Raw genomic sequence first — 16,194 nt, 5'->3', positions numbered from 1 at the left:
ACCCCGCTCCGCTCTCGCCGTGGCGCGGCCGTTACGGCAGGTTCAACAGATGCGGCACGAAAATGCCGAGCGCGGTGAAGGTAATTCCCACCAGCGTCAAAAGGCCCGAGATCCAGGCCAGCGCGATCATCCCGGTGATGATGGTCGCGGATGCCAGCACGATGCCGATCTGGAACGCCGCGGACGCCAGCTCGAAGTGATGGTACTTCGCGGTGGAGAGTTCCTGATCTTCCTCGGCGTGCTTGGCGCGCTCGGACAATTGCTCGGTGCCTTCGCCGGTTTCCGGCTCGGAGCGGTACCGCGCCGCGGTCTTCTGCCAATCGTCGATCTGCTTCTGCACCGCCGCCTTGGCGGCGTCATCGCCGGTCGCGCCGAGACCCAGTTTGGCCTGCTCGGCCGCCGTCTGCACCACCGTACGACGAATCGTCTTGGCCTGAAAAAATGCCCACAGGTTGGAAGCCTCGACATTCTTGGTGATGGATTCGGTCTGCGCGCCCTTGCCGAGAGTTTCCGACAGCGCAAGACAGAGCGCGATCACCGCGATCAGAAGCGCGATCTTCCGGTTCTCGCTGGCGGCTTCCTTGGTGTGCTCCGACGTCTCCATGGCCTCTTGCGCGCTCATGCTTCCCTCTTGGCTTGATGTGTTCGGGCACGATTGCCGGAACGGCATCGGCAGCGCAAGTGGCAAGCGGGCCTGACGGCTGTGTCAGGACTTCGACGTCGCGGCGTCTCGGCCGCGCGGATGCGTGTTGCGGTAAACTTCGAGCAGCCGTTCGGTATCGATGCCGGTATAGATCTGGGTGGTCGATAGCGAGGCGTGGCCGAGCAGTTCCTGGATCGCGCGCAGATCGCCGCCGCGCGACAACAGATGGGTGGCGAAGGAATGCCGCAACGCGTGCGGCGTTGCGCTGTCGGGCAGTCCCAGCGCGCCGCGCAGCCGCTCCATTGTCAGCTGAATGATCCGCGGGCTGAGCGGGCCGCCACGGGCGCCGACGAAGATCGGTCCTTCTGGCGCCAGCGGATACGGGCAGATTGCGACATAATCGGCAATCAGCATCAGCACGTTCTGCAGCACCGGCACCATGCGAGTCTTGTTGCCCTTGCCGGTGACGATCAGCACGTCGCCCTCGCCGGGCTGCGGCACGTCGCGGCGCGTCAGGCCGAGTGCCTCGGAAATCCGCAGGCCCGACCCATAGAGCAGCGCCATCACGGCGGCGTCGCGTACAAGAACCCAGGTCTCCCGGGTTTCGCCGGCGCGCTCGTCGGCGTCGGTGAGCCGCTTGGCGGCGCTGATCTGGATCGGCTTGGGCAGGCTCTTGGCGATTTTGGGCGCGCGGATCGCCGAGAGCGCCCCGACCCGGCCCTTGCCCTCCCGCTCCAGGAACCGGCCGAACGAGCGCAGGCCCGCGAGCGCCCGCATCAGGGACCGGCTGGCGATCGCGTCGGCGCGCCGCATCGCCATGAACGAGCGGATGTCGGTGGCCTCCAGCGAGGAAAACCGCGCGAGCGTCACCCGCGCGCCCCAGTGTTCGCAGAGGAAATCGAGGCATTGCCGCAAGTCGCGCGCATAGGCTTCCAGCGTCTTTGGCGACAGCCGCCGTTCGGCGCGCAGATGCTGCAGCCAGCGTGTCATCTCGATCGTGATGGTCTCGTCTGCCGAGACCAGCTCGATCGGCTGGATGACGGCTGCCGGCTTTGCCATGAGATCTGAACGCTCCGATTCGATCGATTATATCGCACTGCTTTCGTTTACTGTTCGCTAACTTCGACACCTCGCGGTAGCCTCGCTGTCAAGATGGACCACGCCCCGCGCCATAACACCTCATCTGCCGCGTCGACCGGTGTCGTCGACGTGCTGGTGCCGGTCGCGCTCAATCAGACCTATTCCTACCGGGTGCCGCGCGGCATGGACCTGAAGGCCGGCGATGTCGTCGGCGTGCCACTCGGGCCGCGCGAGGTGCTCGCGGTGGTGTGGGCGGAAAATGCCAATCCCGATGCGCGGCTGCACAATCGGTTGAAGGACGTCGCCGAAAAACTCGACGTGCCGCCGCTGCGGCAGGAACTGCGCAGCCTGGTCGACTGGGTCGCCAACTACACGCTGTCGGCGCGCGGCATGGTGCTGCGCATGGCCTTGCGGATGGGCGAGCATCTCGGCCCCGAACGGGCACGCCTGGGTGTCCGGCTGATCGGCGAGCCGCCAAAGCGGCTGACTCCGGCGCGGCGGCGGGTGATCGAGGTGCTCGCGGACCGGCTGCTGCATGGCAGGTCGGAAGCGGCAAAGGAAGCCGGCGTCAGCACCGGCGTGATCGACGGCCTCGTCGACGAAGGCACGCTCGCGGTCGAGGTCATGCCGCGCGCGCTGCCGCCGCCTGCACCCGATCCGGACCGCGCACAGCCTGAATTCTCGCGGCAGCAGCGCTCTGCCGTCGATGCCATGCGGGCGCTGGCCGCGAATGGCAGCTTCCATGTCGCCCTGCTCGACGGCGTCACCGGGTCCGGCAAGACCGAAGTCTATTTCGAGGCGATTGCCGAGATCATTCGTCGCGGCAGGCAATCGCTGATCCTGATGCCCGAGATCGCACTCACCGGGCAATTTCTCGACCGTTTCGCGCAGCGCTTCGGCGTGCGTCCCCTGGAGTGGCATTCGGAATTAACTCCCCGCACCCGGGCACGCAATTGGGCCGCGATCGCCGCCGGTGAAGCCTCGGTCGTGGTCGGCGCGCGCTCGGCCCTGTTCCTGCCCTACGCCAATCTCGGGCTGATCGTAGTCGATGAAGAGCACGATCAGGCCTACAAGCAGGACGACGGCGTCCACTACCACGCGCGCGACATGGCGGTGGTGCGGGCGCATATCGCAAAAATTCCGATCGTGCTGGCGTCCGCGACGCCGTCGGTTGAAACCGAGGTCAATGCGCGCAAGGGCCGCTATCAGCGCGTGGTGCTGCCGTCGCGGTTCGGCGGTCAGCACATGCCGCATATCGAGGCGATCGACCTGCGCCGCGCGGCGCCGCCGCGCGGCCGCTTCATTTCGCCGCAGCTGGCGGAGCAGATCAAATTCGCCGTGGAACGGCGCGAACAGGCGTTGCTGTTCCTCAATCGTCGGGGCTATGCGCCGCTGACCTTGTGCCGCGCCTGTGGCCATCGCTTCGGCTGCACCATCTGCGACGCCTGGCTGGTCGATCACCGCTTCCGTCAGCGCCTGGTCTGCCATCACTGCGGCTTCTCGATGCCGCGCCCGCCCGCCTGTCCGAACTGTCAGGCGGAGGAATCGCTGGTCGCAGTCGGTCCCGGCGTGGAGCGGCTGCAGGAGGAGGCGGCGGCGCTGTTTCCGGGAACGCGAACCATGGTGCTGTCGAGCGATCTCATCACCTCGATCGAGACCATGCGCAGCGAATTGAACGCCATCGCCGAGGGCCGCGTCGATATCATCATCGGGACGCAATTGGTGGCGAAGGGCCATCACTTCCCGCGACTCAATCTGGTCGGCGTGGTCGATGCCGATCTGGGGCTGGGCAATGGCGATCCGCGCGCGGCGGAGCGGACCTGGCAATTGCTCAACCAGGTGATCGGACGCGCCGGGCGCGACCAGGGACGCGGCGTCGGCTACCTGCAGACACATCAGCCCGATCATCCGGTGATGAAGGCTCTGGTGGCCTGCGACCGCGAGGCGTTCTATGCCAACGAAATCGACTCCCGCGAGCGCACCGGCTATCCGCCGTTCGGCCGGCTGGCAAGCCTGATCATTTCCGCCGGCGATCGGCCGAGCGCGGAAGGCTTTGCGCGCAAGCTTGGCGCGACCGCGCCGCGCGACGAACGGGTGCAGGTGCTGGGGCCAGCCGAAGCGCCGCTTGCCGTCATCAAGGGCCGCTATCGCTTCCGCCTGCTGTTGAAATCGGCCCGCGGCGTCGACCTGTCGGATTATCTGCGGCACTGGCTCGCCGCCGCTCCCAAGACCACGGGCAATCTCAAGCTCGAGGTCGACGTCGACCCCCAGAGCTTCTTGTAGGAGCCGCTCCCCTCCGGGGATGACGGCGAAAAAAAGCCCGCCGTCCCTGAGGGGCGGCGGGCTTTTCTTCGGCGCGGTAGGCGCATTTCATCGTCCGTCCTGGACGATGCGCGATGCGACGCCGACCAGCCGGCTTTGGGTAAACGCTATCAGGAGATCACTTCGGCGATGACGCGGCCGACGCCGCCCAGGCCGAGAACGCGGGCCGCACCCTTGGAGAGGTCGAGAACCCGGCCGCGCACGAAGGGACCCCGGTCATTGACGGTGACGACGACGCTACGACCACCATGGCTGACGCGAAGCTTGGTGCCGAAGGGCAGGGAGCGGTGCGCGCAGGTCATGGCGTTCTGGTCGAAGCGCTGGCCCGAGGCAGTCCTGCGGCCCGACTCGTTGCCGTAGAAGGACGCGATGCCCGAGAAACTGTGGCCTGTCCCCGAGGGAGCCATGGCATTGGCGTTCAGCCAGGATGCCCCTGTCGTTCCCTGATGCCCGGCGCTGGCTTCGTGGGAATGATGATGGCGGTGATGGTGGTATCTGGATTTGGCCGAGGCCTCGGTCGCGGTCCCGCCGACCAGGAGAGTTGCGGCCACAACAGCCAGCGCGGTGTGCGAACGGGTGCCAGTTCCCGCGGTCGCGTTCTTGAATGGATTCATTGATTGTCCCTTGCAAATAGTATTGTCACATGTGTGACAAGTGGAACCCCCGTCCCAATTTAGGGTCTGGGCCGTTTCGTTGCACAATGAGGCACGAATTTGGCAGTAATGACCGTTGGACTACCGTTGAAACATCTTGTGACCTAAAACGCATCATCGATAGATGTTCCGTAATCTTTAGAATTAATGAATTTTTAACTTCTTTATACTTATGAATACTGATGAAATCAGTCTTCGTTCATTGCGATTAGTCTTATCCAAGTATTACGGTAATGTATTGAAGCGGGCGCTTGGCAGCCCCTGCCGCGGTAAATTCAGAACGGCCATGCAGCGAGGAATGGAACGACCTGCTTGGGTTCGTGCCGTGCACCGTCGCGCCACGGACGGTCCGCGAAACCCCGGTCGCCATCGAGGCGCCTCGAAAGAGGCTTGGGAGGGGGGCGTGCTGCGGTCCGAACAGCTCACGGCATCGTGTTGCACGTGCGCTTTCGCTATGTTAGCAAAGCCGCGATTTTACAGATGTCGGTACGTCCTGGGCCGGTCGGAAATCGAAGTCCCGCTTGAATTCCAAGGGCTTGGATCGCTAGGCGCCGCTTCCGCGGCGACGGTTTTTCCCTTGCGGGTTCGACAGCTATAAAGAGCAGGTCTGTGGCTGCAGAAGATCCGTCTGTTTCAGGGGTGTCCGGTCGCTATGCGACGGCCCTGTTCGACTTGGCCCGCGACGAAAAGTCCATCGACGCGGTCAAGGCCGATCTCGATCAATTCTCGGCCATGCTGGCCGACAGCACCGATCTCGCTCGGCTGGTGCGAAGCCCGGTGTTTTCGGCGGAGGCCCAGCAGAGAGCGCTGGCCGCGGTCCTGGAAGCTGCGGGTATCTCCGGCATCTCGGCCAAGTTTCTGAAGGTTCTCACCGCAAACCGCCGCCTGTTCGCGGTTGCCGACGTGATCCGCGCCTTCAACGCGCTGGTCGCGAGGTTCAAGGGCGAGGCAACTGCCGACATTACCGTCGCCGAGACGCTCTCGGACAAGAGTCTCGACGCGCTGAAGACCGCGCTGGCAAAGGTGACCGGCAAGGACGTGACACTCAATGTGAAGGTCGATCGCTCGATCATCGGCGGGCTTGTGGTCAAGCTCGGCAGCCGCATGGTCGATAGCTCGCTTCGCACCAAACTCAACTCGATCAAGCACGCGATGAAAGAGGCAGGCTGATGGACATCCGCGCCGCGGAAATTTCCGCGATCCTCAAGGACCAGATCAAGAATTTCGGCCAGGAGGCCGAGGTTTCCGAAGTTGGACAGGTTTTATCCGTCGGCGACGGCATTGCACGCGTCTACGGTCTGGACAACGTCCAGGCCGGTGAGATGGTCGAGTTCGAGAATGGCACCCGCGGCATGGCACTCAATCTCGAAACCGACAATGTTGGTATCGTGATCTTCGGCGCCGATCGCGAGATCAAGGAAGGCCAGACTGTCAAGCGTACCCGTGCCATCGTCGATACCCCCGTCGGCAAGGGCCTGCTCGGCCGCGTGGTCGATGCGCTCGGCAATCCCATCGACGGCAAGGGTCCGATCCAGTCGGCGGAGCGCAAGCGGGTTGACGTCAAGGCGCCCGGCATCATTCCGCGCAAATCGGTCAACGAGCCGATGGCCACCGGCCTGAAGGCGATCGATGCGCTGATCCCGATCGGTCGCGGCCAGCGCGAGCTGATCATCGGCGACCGTCAGACCGGCAAGACTGCGATCGCGCTCGATACCATTCTCAACCAGCGGCCGCTCAACGCGCAGCCGGATGAGAACATCAAGCTTTATTGCGTCTATGTCGCGATCGGCCAGAAGCGCTCGACCGTCGCCCAGTTCGTCAAGGTGCTGGAAGAACAGGGCGCGCTGGAATACTCGATCATCGTGGCTGCGACCGCCTCCGATCCGGCGCCGATGCAGTATATCGCGCCATTCACCGGCTGTACCATGGGCGAATATTTCCGCGACAACGGTATGCACGCCGTCATCATTTATGACGACTTGTCGAAACAGGCCGTTGCCTATCGCCAGATGTCGCTGCTGCTGCGTCGTCCGCCGGGCCGCGAGGCCTATCCCGGCGACGTGTTCTACCTGCATTCCCGCCTGCTCGAGCGCGCCGCCAAGCTCGGCAAGGACCACGGTCTGGGATCGTTGACGGCCCTCCCGGTGATTGAAACCCAGGCCAATGACGTCTCGGCCTACATCCCGACCAACGTGATCTCCATTACCGACGGTCAGATCTTTCTGGAAACCGACCTGTTCTTCCAGGGCATCCGGCCCGCGGTCAACGTCGGTCTGTCGGTGTCGCGCGTCGGCTCATCGGCGCAGACCAAGGCGATGAAGAAGGTCGCCGGCAAGATCAAGGGCGAGCTCGCGCAATACCGCGAAATGGCGGCGTTTGCGCAGTTCGGAAGCGACCTCGATGCGTCCACGCAGCGCCTGCTCAACCGCGGATCGCGTCTGACCGAATTGTTGAAGCAGCCGCAGTTTTCGCCGTTGAAGATGGAAGAGCAGGTCTGTGTGATCTGGGCCGGCACCAACGGCTATCTCGATACGCTTCCGCTCGGCAAGGTGCGTGCTTTCGAGGATGGTCTGTTGTCGCTGCTGCGCGGCAAGAACGCCGATCTGCTCGACACCATTCGCGACAGCCGTGACCTGAGTGACGACACGGCGGCCAAGCTGAAGTCCGTGGTCGAAGGCTTTGCCAAGACCTTCGCTTGATAATTCGCCTCTCGCGCTCGCGCGGGAGGTCGGCCGGCGAAGCTGGTCGGTGGGGGCTGTCTCATCTGCGCTCAGGCCCTCGCGCAGCCCCGATCCAGCCGGGGCAACTCCCGCCGAAATCGGGGGCCGAGCGCAACCGAGGGGCTGTGGGTTAGACTGAATGGCGTCACTTAAAGACATGCGGGTCCGCATCGCCTCCACCAAGGCGACGCAGAAGATCACCAAGGCCATGCAGATGGTCGCAGCCTCGAAGCTGCGCCGGGCGCAGAGCGCCGCCGAAGCGGCGCGGCCCTATGCGGAAAAGATGGATGCGGTGATCTCCAATATCGCCAGCGCCGCCGCCGGTTCGCCCGGTGCGCCGGTGCTGTTGGGCGGCACGGGCAACGATCAGGTCCATCTGCTGCTGGTCTGCACCGGCGAGCGCGGCCTGTCGGGCGCCTTCAATTCCTCGATCGTGCGGCTCGCACGCGAGCGCGCATTCTCGCTGATCAACCAGGGCAAGCAGGTCAAGTTCTTCTGCGTCGGCCGGAAAGGGCTCGAACAGCTGCGCCGCAATTTCGATTCCCAGATCGTGGAAAGCGTGGAGTTGCGCTCGGTTCGCCAACTCGGCTTCGTCAACGCCGAGGATATCGCCAAGAAGGTCATCGCGCGCTTCGAGGCGGGCGAATTCGACGTCTGCACGCTGTTCTATTCGCGCTTCAAGTCCGTGATTTCGCAGGTCCCGACCGCGCAGCAGATCATTCCGCTTGTGGTGGAAGCGCCCGCGGCGAATGCCGGGCCGGCGACATCCTACGAATATGAGCCGGAAGAAGACGAGATTTTGAGCGGCCTGTTGCCGCGCAATCTGGCGGTGCAGATTTTCCGTGCGCTGCTGGAAAACAACGCCTCGTTCTACGGCGCGCAGATGAGCGCGATGGACAATGCCACCCGCAACGCCGGTGACATGATCCGCAAGCAGACCCTGATCTACAACCGAACCCGGCAAGCCATGATCACCAAGGAGCTGATTGAGATCATCTCCGGCGCCGAGGCGATGTGATCGCGGCATGTCAACGGGAGACGAGCTGTGGTTGATGTGAAATCGGAGACGATCAAGTGCGGCCGCAATGGGTTTGCGAACACTGGTCGGAACGGATTGAGACGCAGCGCATGATCCGAAGAAGCGGATGCCGCTTTTTCGGAAAGACCATGCCTTGAGTGGAATTGAGAATTCGAAGGAGAGTATTGATGGCTACACCTGCCAACCAGACCGGACGCATTACGCAAGTCATCGGCGCTGTCGTCGACGTGCAGTTCGAAGGCCACCTGCCGGCCATTCTGAATGCGATCGAAACCAAGAACGGCGGCAACCGGCTGGTGCTCGAGGTCGCCCAGCACCTCGGTGAATCCACCGTGCGCACCATTGCGATGGACACCACCGAAGGTCTCGTCCGCGGACAGGAAGTCAGCGACACCGGCGCGCCGATCATGGTCCCGGTCGGGGCCGGCACGCTCGGCCGCATCATCAACGTGATCGGCGAACCGATCGATGAAGCCGGGCCGGTGGTAGCGGAAGGCATGCGGGCGATTCACCAGGAAGCGCCGCTCTACACGGATCAATCGACCGAAGCCGAGATTCTCGTCACCGGCATCAAGGTGGTCGATCTGCTGGCGCCCTATGCCAAGGGTGGCAAAATCGGCCTGTTCGGCGGCGCCGGCGTCGGCAAGACCGTGCTGATCCAGGAATTGATCAACAACGTGGCCAAGGCGCATGGCGGTTATTCGGTGTTCGCCGGCGTCGGCGAGCGCACCCGCGAAGGCAATGACCTCTATCACGAGTTCATCGAGTCCAAGGTCAATGCCGACCCGCACAATCCGGATCCCAGCGTCAAGTCGAAATGCGCGCTGGTGTTCGGCCAGATGAATGAACCGCCGGGCGCCCGCGCCCGCGTCGGCCTCACCGGCCTGACGGTCGCCGAGCATTTCCGCGATCAGGGCCAGGACGTGCTGTTCTTCGTCGACAACATCTTTCGTTTCACCCAGGCCGGTTCGGAAGTGTCGGCGCTGCTCGGCCGCATCCCCTCGGCGGTCGGCTACCAGCCCACCCTCGCGACCGACATGGGCGCGCTGCAGGAGCGCATCACCACCACCAACAAGGGTTCTATTACTTCGGTGCAGGCGATCTACGTGCCGGCCGACGATTTGACCGACCCGGCGCCTGCGACGTCCTTCGCGCATCTTGACGCGACCACGGTGCTGAACCGCGCGATCTCGGAAAAGGGGATCTATCCGGCGGTGGATCCGCTGGATTCGACCTCGCGCATGCTGTCGGCCAGCATTGTCGGGGAGGATCACTACGAGACCGCGCGCATGGTTCAGCAGGTGCTGCAGCGCTACAAATCGCTGCAGGACATCATCGCCATTCTCGGCATGGACGAACTGTCGGAAGACGACAAGATCGCCGTGGCCCGCGCCCGCAAGGTCGAGCGCTTCCTGTCGCAGCCGTTCCACGTCGCCGAAGTCTTCACCGGTTCACCCGGCAAGTTCGTCGACATCGCCGACACCATCAAGGGCTTCCGGGCCATCTGCGAAGGCAAATACGATCACCTGCCGGAAGCCGCCTTCTACATGGTCGGCACCATCGAAGAGGCGGTCGAGAAGGGCAAGAAGCTCGCGGAGGCGGCATAAGTGGGCGAACAGGGAGAGTAGCGAATAGGACATCCTCTTCGTTCCCTGCGCCAGTTCTGTTCGCTCCTCACCATTCGCAAGGTTTATCATGGCCACCTTTCACTTCGATCTCGTCTCGCCGGAAAAGCTCGCCTTCTCGGGCGAGGTCGATCAGGTCGACGTCCCGGGCGCTGAGGGGGACTTCGGCGTGCTGGCCGGGCACGCGCCGCTGGTCGCCGCGGTTCGACCGGGAATCCTCACCGTGACGACGGGCGGCACGCAACAGAAGATCATCGTGCTCGGCGGTCTCGCCGAGGTCTCCGAAAAGGGCCTCACCCTGCTCGCGGATGTCGCCACTTCGATCGAGGAATTGGACCGCGCGAAGTTCGCCGAAACCATCACCGAGATGGAAGGCAAGCTCGCAGAGAACGACGGTTCCGCGCTCGACCGGGCGCTCGAGCGACTGGATCATTTCAAGAGCATCCAGCACGAGCTCTCGACCACGGCGATGCACTGACCGCTGCCAGGCCAGGCCTGCCTGAGAACGGCGTGAACTGAGCGTCGGTGTCTCCGTTGAGGCGTGCTTGACCCGGTTGCCCGCTACCAGTGCGCGCGGCATGCTGGCTGCGCTGATCCTGTCCGGGCGGGTACTTGATGAAGCGCAAAATCGCGACGTTGCACGCAGGCTCATTGCTGCCGCCGCCGGCTGGACTGCGGTTGCCGTCGGCAGCGCGGGCCGGCCCGGCCTCGGGCTCAAGGCGGCCAGCGAGCAGAATGCCGTCAACGATGCGCTCGGCAATTGCGCCAAGCGCGACAGCGATTGCCACGTGATCGCGATAGGCCCGTTTTCGGTCGGGCCGAATTAACTCAGCTCAGCCTTGCCCGAATTTCGCAAACGCCTGGGCCACTGCGCGATATACCTCGCGGCGGAACGGCACTACGAGATCGGCGACGCGGCTCAAGCGCTCCCAGCGCCAGGCATCGAATTCCGCGGGTTGGCCGTTGCGCGGCGTCAGCGGATCGATCTCGTCGTCGCGCCCGAGAAAGCGCAGCGCGAACCATTTCTGTCGTTGGCCAAGGAATTTGCCGAGCCGGTGCGGCGGTCCATCATAGGGCGGAAACTGGTAGGTCAACCAATCGGTCTGATCGAGATAGTCCGCGCCGCGCACCCCGGTCTCCTCCCACAATTCACGCCGCGCCGCCGCCAGCAGGTCCTCGCCCGGGTCGACGCCGCCCTGCGGCATCTGCCATTCCATGCCGGGCAGAATGATCTCGGGACCATCGGAGCGAAACCGCCGCCCGATCAGGACTTCCCCGGCTGGGTTGAAGAGGGCGATGCCCACATTCGGGCGATAGGGCGTGCTGTCGGTCATCCGGCTTCTCCTGTTGCCGGAACTTATACGTCCGAGGACCGCGAACCTGCCGCGTCATCATGTCTGGTTCATGCAAGATTTGTTCATGCATCAAGACGGGCGCAGGCGCGGCGCCATGGGCGGCAGAACTGTCTAGCTGTCCCTCATGGGCCCCCTTTTCCGACGGAAAGCCGGGATCCACCTTTCCGCACGACGCTCTAAGCGCCGGCGAGTTGCGCAAATTCCTTCACCACACGTTCGTAGACCGGCCGTTTGAACGGCACGATCAGCTCGGGCAGGTTTTTCATCGGCTCCCAGCGCCAGTTGACGAACTCGGCCTTGTGGCCGCCGCCGGGGTTGGCGACGTTGATTTCGGCATCCTTGCCGGTGAACCGGAGCGCAAACCACTTCTGCCGCTGGCCGCGGTAGCGGCCCTTCCAGGCGCGCCCGGCCACGGTGCGCGGGATGTCATAGATCAGCCAGTCGGCGATTTCGCCGAGCTTCTCCACCGAACGAACGCTGGTTTCCTCATAGAGTTCACGTTTGGCGGCGGCGAAATTATCTTCGCCGGGATCGACGCCGCCCTGCGGCATTTGCCAGACGTGGGAGTCGTCGACATGCTCGATGCCGCCGGCACGGCGGCCGACGAAGACCAGCCCAGCGGTGTTGATCAGCATGATGCCGACGCATGTCCGGTAGGGCAGGTCTTCATAACGCGTCATTCCGTCAATGCCTCTCGGGGGTCAGCCGCGGAAAAGTCGTCGTAAGATGTCGCTCACCTCGATCTCGCACTTCTTTGAGCGTGAAACCAGTCGTCATTCGTCGCTAGGCAGGGCCGGCCGTTTCGGGATCATGCTCTAGCTTGATTTTGATTTCAGCATCGCCGTTGTCAATGGCACAAGCATGATGCCGTGGCCCTCGAGCGTCTTGATCCAGCTGCCGATCCGCTCGATCGAGACCGGCAGTGCCGAGGCTGTCCCGATCGCCAATCCGCGTTCCTTTGCCATGGTTTCGAGCCGTTCCAGCGCGTGATCGATTTCCGCGGGCGTCGGCACCGCGTCGATGGCGACGTCGCCCTTGCCGAAAGGCACGGCCTGACCTGCTGCCAGCGCCGCCGCCACGCTGCGCGGCGCGGTGCCGTCGTCGAAATAGCCAAGGCCGCGTTTGGCGGCCTCGCGCATGATCGGCTGCATCGCTTCTTCGGTGGCAACGAAGCGCGCGCCCATGAAATTGGTGATTCCCGCATAGCCCTGTATCCGGCCGAGGTGCCAGAACAGGCGGTCCAGGTTCTGTTCGGGGCCGAGCGTGGCAAGCAGCGTCTGCGGTCCGGGATCGTTGTCCGGATAGTCGTAGGGTTCCATTGGGATCTGCAGGAAGATCTCATGGCGCTGGGCGCGGGCTCGTTCGGCAAGCTTGGTTGGGTCCGAACCGTAAGGCGTGAATGCCAGCGTCACCGCCGGCGGCAGTTTCATGATGGCTTCCGCCGTCTTCGCAGCTCCCACCCCCAAGCCGCCGATGACGATGGCGACCACCGGCATCTTGGCGGCTTTTGCCTGGTCGGTCTGGGCCGCGTAGACCGAAAACGGCCTCAATCCGTCGGCAATCACCGGGATCATGCCATAGCGGGACTTTTCCAAGAGCCGTGGGTCGATCCCGGCCATCGCGACAACCGGGGCGTCAGTTTCGCCGGCAGCCTTGTCTGTCTCGGCACTGTTGGAGCCATCCCCGCCGATCACGACATCCTGCCGCTTGCCGCTCGAACCGTCGATGATGGTCACGGTCCTTTGCTCGCCGGATCCGGCTCGCATGTTGGCGTCCTTGGCGTCTTGGCCGGGATGGGCCGGCACCGGACCTGCCTTGTCGTCGCTGGCATGCGGCTGGCTCAACGCGACACGCGCGATCGGTTCGCCGCCCATCGGATTGTTGCCGAAGATGGCGAAGCCGGCGAAGCTGGCCAGGAACAGGCCAAGCAATAACGCGAGCGCCTGCATCGCCGTAAACGGTAGCCGAAGGCGGCGCTTGCCGCGCGCCGTCTTCTGTCCGAGCGGGGTGCTCAGATCGTCGGCGGTTTCTGCCATGAATCTTCCCGAATCAACCGGGCTCGACCTTACCACGCTGGGGCAAATCCGTGGCAGGGCGGCGGGAGCGCGGGAAATACCGCAAAAAAGGCGGTCCCGATGGGACCGCCTCGTTTCACGACATCGGCTTCGAGGAGATCAGTTCGCTGCCTTGGGCTTCTCGGCCGCCGCACTGTCATCGCTGGCGGCCGGCGCGGTGTTCGCGGCCGAGTCCTTGATGCCATGCAGCAGGTCATCCGCCACCTTCAGGGCCTTGTCGTCCTTGGCATCCGGCGGAACATAGGATTGCGAGCCGGTCTTTTCGTCGCCATCGGATTTCAGATGGCCGCGCAGCGAGGCTTCGCCCTTGGTGTCGGTCCGCGATTTCAGCTCTTCCGGCACGTCCTGCAGCACCTCGATATCGGGCACGATGCCCTTGGCCTGGATCGACTTGCCGGATGGCGTGTAGTAGCGCGCGGTGGTCAGGCGCAGTGCGCCATTGCCGCTTCCGAGCGGAATGATGGTCTGCACCGAGCCCTTGCCGAACGAGCGGGTGCCGACCAGCGTCGCACGCTTGTGGTCCTGCAGCGCGCCGGCGACGATTTCGGAGGCCGAAGCGGAGCCGCCATTGATCAGGACGATCACCGGCTTGCCCTTGGCCAAATCGCCGGGATGCGCGGTACGGCGCTGGGTTTCCTCGGGATTGCGGCCGCGGGTCGATACGATCTCGCCGCGCTCCAGGAAGCTGTCGGAGACCGTTACTGCCTCTTCCAGCAATCCGCCGGGATTGTTGCGCAGGTCGATGATGTAGCCCTTGACCTTGTCGCCGATCTGATTTTGCAGATTGGCCATTTCCTTCTTCAGGCCCTCAGTGGTCTGTTCGTTGAAGGTGGTGATGCGGACATAGCCGATATCGTCGGCCTCGACATGGGCGCGCACCGAGCGGACGCGGATATTGTCGCGCACCAGCGTGACGTCGATCGGATTGTCCACGCCCTTGCGGACGATCTTCAGCTTGATCTTGGTATTGACCGGGCCGCGCATCTTTTCAACGGCCTGGTTGAGCGTCAGGCCCTGCACGTTTTCGTCGTCGAGATTGGTAATGATGTCGTTGGCGAGGATTCCGGCCTTTGACGCCGGCGTATCGTCGATCGGCGAGACCACCTTGATCAGGCCGTCTTCCATCGTGACTTCGATGCCAAGGCCGCCAAACTCGCCGCGCGTCTGCACCTGCATGTCGCGGAAGCTCTTGGCGTCCATATAGCTCGAATGCGGGTCGAGGCCGGTCAGCATGCCGCTGATCGCGGACTCCACGAGCTTGCTGTCATCGGGCTGCTCGACATAGTCGCTGCGGACTCGTTCGAACACGTCGCCGAACAGATTGAGCTGGCGATAGGTGTCGGCGGTCGCGGCGCGCGCGGTCGAGCCCATCAACACCGCCCGCGGTTGGGTCACCAACAAGGTCAGCGCAGCACCTGTGGCAGCGCTCAGAAGAATTACAGAAGTCTTGCGCATCATCCGCGAACCTTTTCGCCTTCATTTGCGGCCCACCATGGGCCTGGATCGATAGGAGTACCGTCCTTGCGGAACTCGACATAGAGCACGGGCTGACTGGCATTGGTCGCCAGAATCGCTGCCACCTGCGACGTCGTCCCCATGGTCGCAACCGGCTCGCCCGTAAGCACAAACTGTCCGATGTTTACCGAAATGCGCTGCATCCCGGCGATCAGGACATGATACCCGCCCCCGGCATTGAGGATCAAGAGTTGTCCATAGCTGCGGAACGGGCCGGCATAGACAACCCAACCGTCACACGGCGTTGTGACCTGCGCACCCGGCCTGGTTGCCAAAGAAATGCCTTTTTCGATGCCGCCCGCTCCGTCGGATCCGCCAAAGTCGTGGATCTTGGTGCCATTGACCGGTAGCGGGAATAGGCCCCTGGCAGCGGCGAATGCGATCGCCGGGCTCTGCCGGTTTGGATTCTTCAGCGCGGCGAGATCAGGCTTGCCATTGGGCGTCGCGGGGACGCCGCGCGCGCTGGCGCTGGCGGCGGCCTTCGCCGCGCTCTTCACGTCCTGCTCCATATGGGAGATCAGGCCCTGCAGACTGTCGAGCTGCCTGGCGAGCGCGACGGCGCGGCCGCTTTCCGTTTCCATGTCCTTTTCGATCGCGGCCTGCTTGTGCTGCCGCTGATCGATCAGTGCGGCAAGCCGCGCCTGGTCGTCCCTGAGCTTGTCGCGATCGGAGGCCAGGCGGTCGTGTTCGGCCGCGATGCTCTTGCGGACCGTGACCATTTCGCCGAGCTGGCCGGCGAGCTTTTCGGCGCGCGCGCGCAGATCGGGAACGACGGCGCCGAGCAGCATGGCGGTGCGTAACGATTGCAGCGCGTCGTCAGGCCTGATCAGCAGGGCTGGCGGCGTGCGGCGACCGGCGCGCTGCAGGGCCGCCAGGACCTCGACGACTTCGGAGCGGCGCGAATTGAGCGAATTGCGAATCTGGTCCTCGCGCGCATCCAGCGTGCTGAGCCGCCCCTCGGTGTCGCTGATGCTGCCTTCGACGGCGCGCACCCGGGCCGCGATCTCGATCAGCTGCTGATTGAGCTTGGCGCGGTCCTCGCCGATCGCGGCAATGTCGGCCTTCATCTTCTGTTGCGCCAGCAGTGCGTTCTGCTGCTCGACGCGCGCAGCTTCCATCTCCTTTTCCCGCTCCTTGATGGCGTCGGGCGAGGTGGCGGTGGTCGGC

At 63.9% G+C, this 16,194-nt stretch carries 15 protein-coding genes; 7 read left to right on the top strand and 8 right to left on the bottom strand.

Going from position 1 to position 16,194, the window contains the following annotated elements:
* Positions 1–31 precede the first annotated feature (31 nt).
* On the bottom strand, positions 32–622 hold the full coding sequence (locus WCB02_RS30315) for a DUF4337 domain-containing protein (protein WP_423963790.1): 591 nt from the start codon (positions 620–622) through the stop codon (positions 32–34).
* A gap of 84 nt (positions 623–706) precedes the next feature.
* Positions 707–1,702: a tyrosine recombinase XerC gene (locus tag WCB02_RS30310; protein ID WP_423963788.1), complete on the bottom strand. Its 996-nt coding sequence runs from the start codon at positions 1,700–1,702 to the stop codon at positions 707–709.
* A 93-nt stretch (positions 1,703–1,795) separates the two neighbouring features.
* Here WCB02_RS30310 and WCB02_RS30305 point away from each other — a divergent pair, with 93 nt between their 5' ends.
* Positions 1,796–4,006: a primosomal protein N' gene (locus tag WCB02_RS30305; RefSeq protein WP_423963785.1), complete on the top strand. Its 2,211-nt coding sequence runs from the start codon at positions 1,796–1,798 to the stop codon at positions 4,004–4,006.
* Between the two features lie 149 nt (positions 4,007–4,155).
* On the opposite strand, the gene WCB02_RS30300 is transcribed toward WCB02_RS30305, so the two are convergent.
* Positions 4,156–4,659 carry a septal ring lytic transglycosylase RlpA family protein gene (locus WCB02_RS30300; RefSeq protein WP_423963782.1) on the bottom strand — a complete coding sequence of 168 codons (504 nt, stop codon included), beginning with the start codon at positions 4,657–4,659 and terminating at the stop codon, positions 4,156–4,158.
* 648 nt (positions 4,660–5,307) lie between these two features.
* Here WCB02_RS30300 and WCB02_RS30295 point away from each other — a divergent pair.
* From WCB02_RS30295 to WCB02_RS30270, 6 genes are all read left to right on the top strand, one after another.
* Entirely contained in the window at positions 5,308–5,868 is a 561-nt protein-coding gene (locus WCB02_RS30295) for a F0F1 ATP synthase subunit delta (protein WP_423963780.1), read from the top strand.
* Entirely contained in the window at positions 5,868–7,397 is a 1,530-nt protein-coding gene (gene atpA, locus WCB02_RS30290; protein WP_423963778.1) for a F0F1 ATP synthase subunit alpha, read from the top strand. The genes WCB02_RS30295 and atpA overlap by 1 nt, the downstream gene beginning before the upstream one ends.
* Positions 7,398–7,557: 160 nt before the next feature.
* Positions 7,558–8,436, top strand: coding sequence for a F0F1 ATP synthase subunit gamma (locus WCB02_RS30285; RefSeq protein WP_423963775.1), 879 nt, complete (start codon positions 7,558–7,560; stop codon positions 8,434–8,436).
* A gap of 188 nt (positions 8,437–8,624) precedes the next feature.
* Positions 8,625–10,064: a F0F1 ATP synthase subunit beta gene (gene atpD, locus WCB02_RS30280; protein ID WP_423963772.1), complete on the top strand. Its 1,440-nt coding sequence runs from the start codon at positions 8,625–8,627 to the stop codon at positions 10,062–10,064.
* An 88-nt stretch (positions 10,065–10,152) separates the two neighbouring features.
* Positions 10,153–10,560 carry a F0F1 ATP synthase subunit epsilon gene (locus WCB02_RS30275; protein WP_423963770.1) on the top strand — a complete coding sequence of 136 codons (408 nt, stop codon included), beginning with the start codon at positions 10,153–10,155 and terminating at the stop codon, positions 10,558–10,560.
* A gap of 67 nt (positions 10,561–10,627) precedes the next feature.
* Positions 10,628–10,909, top strand: a complete 282-nt coding sequence (locus tag WCB02_RS30270; RefSeq protein WP_423963768.1) for a hypothetical protein — start codon at positions 10,628–10,630, stop codon at positions 10,907–10,909.
* A 6-nt stretch (positions 10,910–10,915) separates the two neighbouring features.
* Here WCB02_RS30270 and WCB02_RS30265 read toward each other — a convergent pair whose 3' ends face one another.
* The 5 genes from WCB02_RS30265 to WCB02_RS30245 all read right to left on the bottom strand — a co-directional run.
* Positions 10,916–11,416 carry an RNA pyrophosphohydrolase gene (locus WCB02_RS30265; protein ID WP_423963766.1) on the bottom strand — a complete coding sequence of 167 codons (501 nt, stop codon included), beginning with the start codon at positions 11,414–11,416 and terminating at the stop codon, positions 10,916–10,918.
* A gap of 197 nt (positions 11,417–11,613) precedes the next feature.
* Positions 11,614–12,117 (bottom strand): RNA pyrophosphohydrolase, encoded by a 504-nt coding sequence (locus WCB02_RS30260; protein ID WP_423963763.1) that lies wholly within the window; start codon positions 12,115–12,117, stop codon positions 11,614–11,616.
* A 135-nt stretch (positions 12,118–12,252) separates the two neighbouring features.
* Positions 12,253–13,473 (bottom strand): divergent polysaccharide deacetylase family protein, encoded by a 1,221-nt coding sequence (locus WCB02_RS30255; protein WP_423963760.1) that lies wholly within the window; start codon positions 13,471–13,473, stop codon positions 12,253–12,255.
* A gap of 138 nt (positions 13,474–13,611) precedes the next feature.
* Positions 13,612–14,970, bottom strand: a complete 1,359-nt coding sequence (locus tag WCB02_RS30250; RefSeq protein WP_423963758.1) for a S41 family peptidase — start codon at positions 14,968–14,970, stop codon at positions 13,612–13,614.
* On the bottom strand, positions 14,967–16,194 hold a 1,228-nt coding region (locus WCB02_RS30245; protein WP_423963756.1), incomplete at its 5' end, for a murein hydrolase activator EnvC family protein. The genes WCB02_RS30250 and WCB02_RS30245, both read right to left, overlap by 4 nt.

Source organism: Bradyrhizobium sp. (assembly GCF_049581145.1).
Classification (GTDB): Bacteria; Pseudomonadota; Alphaproteobacteria; order Rhizobiales; family Xanthobacteraceae; genus Bradyrhizobium.
This window is presented reverse-complemented; position numbering and strand designations above follow the sequence as displayed.